General features: G+C 71.8%; 1 protein-coding gene. It reads left to right on the forward strand.

Going from position 1 to position 5,056, the window contains the following annotated elements; all coding sequences use genetic code 11:
* Nucleotides 1-5,056, forward strand: a 5,056-nt coding sequence (locus tag ACWCPY_RS42875) for an amino acid adenylation domain-containing protein (protein WP_451274577.1), incomplete at both ends; no start/stop codon positions are given.

The raw sequence follows: 5,056 nt of genomic DNA on the forward strand, positions 1-5,056 counted from the left end.
AGAACGCCCTCCCCACCCCCGGACAGAACGCCTACGCCCACACCGCGTACACCGCACCCCGCAACCCCGCCGAAGAACGGATCGCCGCCGTCTGGGCCACCGCCCTGGAGGTGGACCGGGTCGGTGTCCACGACAGCTTCTTCGACCTGGGAGGCGACTCCATCCGCGCCGTCGCGCTCGTCGGCGCCCTGCGGGACGAGGGCTTCGACCTCTCCGTCCGCGACGTCTTCGACCGGCGTACGGTGGCGGAACTGGGTGAGCTGCTGACCGGACGCTCCGCGGTGCCGGCGGAACAGCTCACGTTGGTCGAGCCGTTCGCGCTGGTCTGCGACGAGGACCGGGCGAAGCTGCCCGACGGCCTCGCCGACGCCTACCCGATGTCCCAGATACAGACCGGCATGGTCGTCGAGATGCTGGCCGACGAGGAGAAGAACCACTACCACAACTGCAGTTGCTTCCGGATCCTCGACGACCGGCCCTTCGACCCCGCCGCATTCGAGAAGGCCGTCGCGCAGGTCGTGGAACGCCACGACATGCTGCGCACCTCGGTTCACCTGACCGAGTTCACGGTGCCGCTGCAACTGGTCCACGAACGTGCCGAGGCCACCGTCGGGGTCCGCGACCTCACTCATCTGGACGACGAGGAACTCCAGGTCTCGCTGCGGCAGTTCGTCCGGGCCGAGCGCGCCGACCCCTTCGATCTGAGCCGCCCCACCCTGATGCGTTTCCACGCGCATGTCACGGGCGACACGGTCTGGTGGATCTCGGTGACCGAGTGCCACCCGATCATGGAGGGGTGGAGCTACCACTCGCTGCTGATGGAACTGCTCGGCTGCTACCGACGCCTTCGTGAGGGCCTGGAACCGGAGCCGTACGAGCGGCCCGCGGTCCGCTTCGCCGACTCCATCGCGGGGGAGCTGGCCTCGCTCGCCTCCGCCGAGGACCGCGCCTTCTGGCGCCGGATCACCAGCGACTACGAGAAGTTCACCCTGCCGTCCGGCTGGGGCGACGACACCGGCACGCCGCGCGTCAAGCACCATGTGCAGGTCCCCTGGGAGGACCTGGAACCGGCGCTCCGGGCGCTCGCCACCAAGGCCAGGGCCTCGCTGAAGAGCGTCATGCTCGCCGCTTTCGGCAAGGTCATGAGCCAGCTCACCGACGCCGCGACGTTCCACGCCGGTCTCGTCTACGACGTGCGGCCCGAGGTCACGGGCGCCGACCGGGTGTACGGCATGTACCTCAACACCCTGCCGCTGGCGTTCGACCGGATGCCGGCCACCTGGCTGGACCTGGTCCGCGACACCTTCGCCCGCGAGGTCGAGACCTGGGAGCACCGCCGCCACCCGCTGCCCGCCGTGCAGCGCGAGATCGGCGGCACCCAGCGGCTCATCGACGTGTTCTTCAACTACCAGGACTTCCGTCAGGTCGATGCCTCCCTGGTGGACGACCAGGTCGGCATCGACGACAGCCCCACCGAGTTCCCGCTGACCATCTCCTCCCGGGTCAAGCACATCTTCCTGACCGCCGACTCCTGGTCGCTGGCCCTGGAGAACACCGAGCGCATCGGGGCGATGTTCCGTGCCGTGCTGGAGGCGATGACCGCCGACGCCGGCGGCGACCCCCGCGTACCGCTGATCCCGGCCGAGGAGCGCGAGCGCCTGGTCGGTGAGTGGGCGGTCGCTCCCGCCGAGCCCGTCACCGCGACCGTGTTCGAGCTCTTCGAGGAGCAGGCCCGCCGCTCCCCCGGCGCCGTCGCGGTCGTCGCCGGCGACGAGCGGCTGACCTACGCGGAACTGGACGCCCGCGCCAACCGGCTCGCCCACCGGCTGCGTGAGCTGGGCGTCGGGTCCGAGTCCGTGGTCGGTGTACTGCTCGACCGCGGCGCCGATCTGGTCGTCGGGCTGCTCGGGGTGTGGAAGGCGGGCGGCGCGTATCTGCCGATGGACCCGGTCTTCCCCTCCGAGCGCGTCGAGCACATGCTCACCGACGCCGGCGCCGGGGTGCTGCTCACCCAGTGCGCCCATCAGGAACGTCCGGGAGAAGGCTTCGCCGGACGGACGCTGCTCGTCGACGGGGACCGTGCGTCCGTCGACGCCCAGCCGTCGTCGGCTCCGGAGCGGGTCGCCGATCCGGACCGGCTGGCGTACGTCATCTACACCTCGGGATCCACCGGCCGCCCCAAGGGTGTGCTCGTCCCGCACGGCGGACTGGCCAACCATGTCCGCTGGGCCGTGAGCGAGCTCACCGCCGCCGGCGGCGGCGCCCCGCTGTTCTCCTCCATCGCCTTCGACCTGGTGGTGCCCAACCTGTGGGCGCCGCTGCTGACCGGGCAGCCCGTGCACGTGCTGCCGCAGGATCTGGACCTCGGCCGGCTCGGCGAGGTGCTGGCGGCGGGGGCCCCGTACGCCTTCGTGAAGCTGACGCCGGCCCACCTCGAAGTGCTGACGCACCAGCTCTCCCCGGACCGAGCGCGGCGGCTCGCTCCGCTGCTCGTCGTCGCGGGCGAGGCGTTCCGCCGCCGGGCCGTGCGGTCCTGGCGCGAACTGGCGCCGGACACGGTGCTGGTCAACGAGTACGGCCCGACCGAGAACTCCGTCGGCACCAGCACCTGGCCCGTCCCCTCCCCGGTGGAGGAAGGGGCCTTGCCCGACGTGATGCCCGTCGGCCGCCCCCTGCCCGGCGTGGCGATGTACGTACTCGACGAGCGCCTCCAGCCCGTCCCGACCGGTGTCGCGGGAGAGCTGTACGTCGGCGGAGCCGGCGTGGCCCGCGGTTACCTCGGTCGTCCCGGGCTCACCGCCGGGCGGTTCGTCCCCGACCCCTTCGGCCCGCCCGGCGGCCGGCTGTACCGCACCGGGGACATCGTCCGTGTCCTGCCCGACGGTGACGTCGACTTCCTCGGCCGCGGCGACGGACAGGTCAAGATCCGTGGGTACCGCGTCGAACTCGGTGAGATCGAGGCCGCGATCGGCGACCATCCGCTCGTCTCGGACGCCCGGGTGGTGCTGCGCGAGGACGCCCCGGGGGACAAGCGGCTCGTCGCCTACCTCGTGGCGGACGGGGAGCGAGCTCCCGACCCCGCCGAACTTCACCTCCTGCTCGGCCGCACCCTGCCGGAGTACATGGTGCCGACCGCGTTCGTGGTCCTGGAGTCCATCCCCCTCAACGCCAACGGCAAGGTGGACCGGCGTGCCCTGCCCGCCCCGGACGAGGACGCCTACGCCCGGGTCGAGTACACCGCGCCGCGCACGCCCCTGGAAGAGCGGGTCACCGCGGTGTGGAGCCAGGTGCTGGGTGTGGGGCGCCTCGGTGTGCACGACGACTTCTTCGACCTCGGCGGCGACTCCATCCGCGCGGTGGCCCTGGTCGGTGCCCTGCGGGGCGAGAGCCTCGACGTGGCGGTCCGTGACGTCTTCGCCCGCCGCACCGTGGCCGGGCTGTGCGAACTGCTGTCCGGCCGGACGGTGCTGGCCGCCGGGGAGGGGGCCTTCACCGCTCCCTTCGCGCTGATCTCCGGCGAGGACCGGGCGAAGCTGCCCGACGGCCTCGCCGACGCCTATCCGCTCTCCCTCGTGCAGACCGGCATGCTGGTCGAGACCCTCAGCGACGCGGCACGCGGCAACTATCACAACGTCAACGTCTACCGGGTCCACGACGACCGGCCGTTCGACGCCGACGCCTTCGCGGCGGCGGTCAGGACCGTGGTCGGCCGCCACGAGGCGCTGCGCACCTCGGTGTCGCTGGTCGGATACTCCGTACCGCTCCAGCTCGTCCACACGGACGTCGAGGTGCCCGTCGCCGTGCGCGATCTCACCGGACTGGCCAGGGAGGAGCAACGGCTGAGCATGACCGCGTACGTCGCCGACGAACGGGCGCGCGTCTTCGACCTCGACGGCGACGAGCCGCTGCTGCGGGTCGCCGCGCATGTCCTCGGCGCCGACTGGATGTGCACCTTCACCCAGAGCCATGCCGTCATGGACGGCTGGAGCAACCAGCTGTTCCTGGTGGATCTGGTCCAGGTCTACCGGCGGCTGCGCGACGGCCTGGAGCCGGAGCCGTACGAGGCCCCCGAGGTGCGGTTCGCCGACTACGTCGCCGCCGAACTCGACGCCCTGGAGTCGGAGGAGGACCGCGCCTACTGGGACGGCGTGGTCACCGGTCACACCAGGGCCCGGATTCCCGAGGGCTGGCACGACGACCTGACGGTGCCGGCCGGGGCCGTCCGCGCCGGGGTGCGCTTCGACGACCTGGAGGAGCCGCTGCGCGCGCTGGCCGGGGCGGCCAGGACGTCGGTCAAGAGCGTGCTCGTCGCCGCCTTCGTGAAGGTCGTGGGACAGCTCACCGACGCACCCGCCTACCACGCCGGGCTGGTCACCCACGGGCGGCCGGAGGCGGCCGGATCCGACCGGGTCTACGGCTCCTATCTGAACACCCTGCCCTTCCCCGCCGACCGCACGGCCCGCACCTGGCGCGACCTGGTGCGTCAGGTGTCCGACCGGGAGATCGAGGCATGGCCGCACCGTCACTACCCGATGCCGGCCATCGAGCGGACCGACGGCGGCCGGCTGGTCGACGTCTTCTTCAGCTATCTCGACTTCCACCGGATGGACTCCGAGGAGGCCGAGGACGGCTGGGGCTTCAACGACGCCCCCAACGAGTTCGCCCTCACGGTCACGGCACTCGGCGGCGTCCTGAGCCTGCGCTCCACCTCCCATGTGCTCAGCCAGGCCAACGCCGACCGGATCGCCGGGATGTTCCGTGCGGTGCTGGAGGCGATGGCCGCGGGCGCCGACGGTGACGCGCGGGCCGTGTATCTGCCCGAGGGTGAGCGGGAGTTCATTCTCGCGGCGGACCGGATCACCGCCCCGGTGCCGGTGACGCGGACGGTGCACGAGCTGTTCGCGGAGCAGGCCGCTCGGACACCCGACGCGATCGCGGTGAAGGCCGACGGACATTCCCTTACCTACGCCGAACTCGACGCCCGCGCCAACCGCCTCGCCCACCACCTGCGCACCCTGGGCGCCGGACCCGAACACCTCATCGGCGTCTGCCTCCC

Source organism: Streptomyces sp. NPDC002403, from assembly GCF_053593015.1.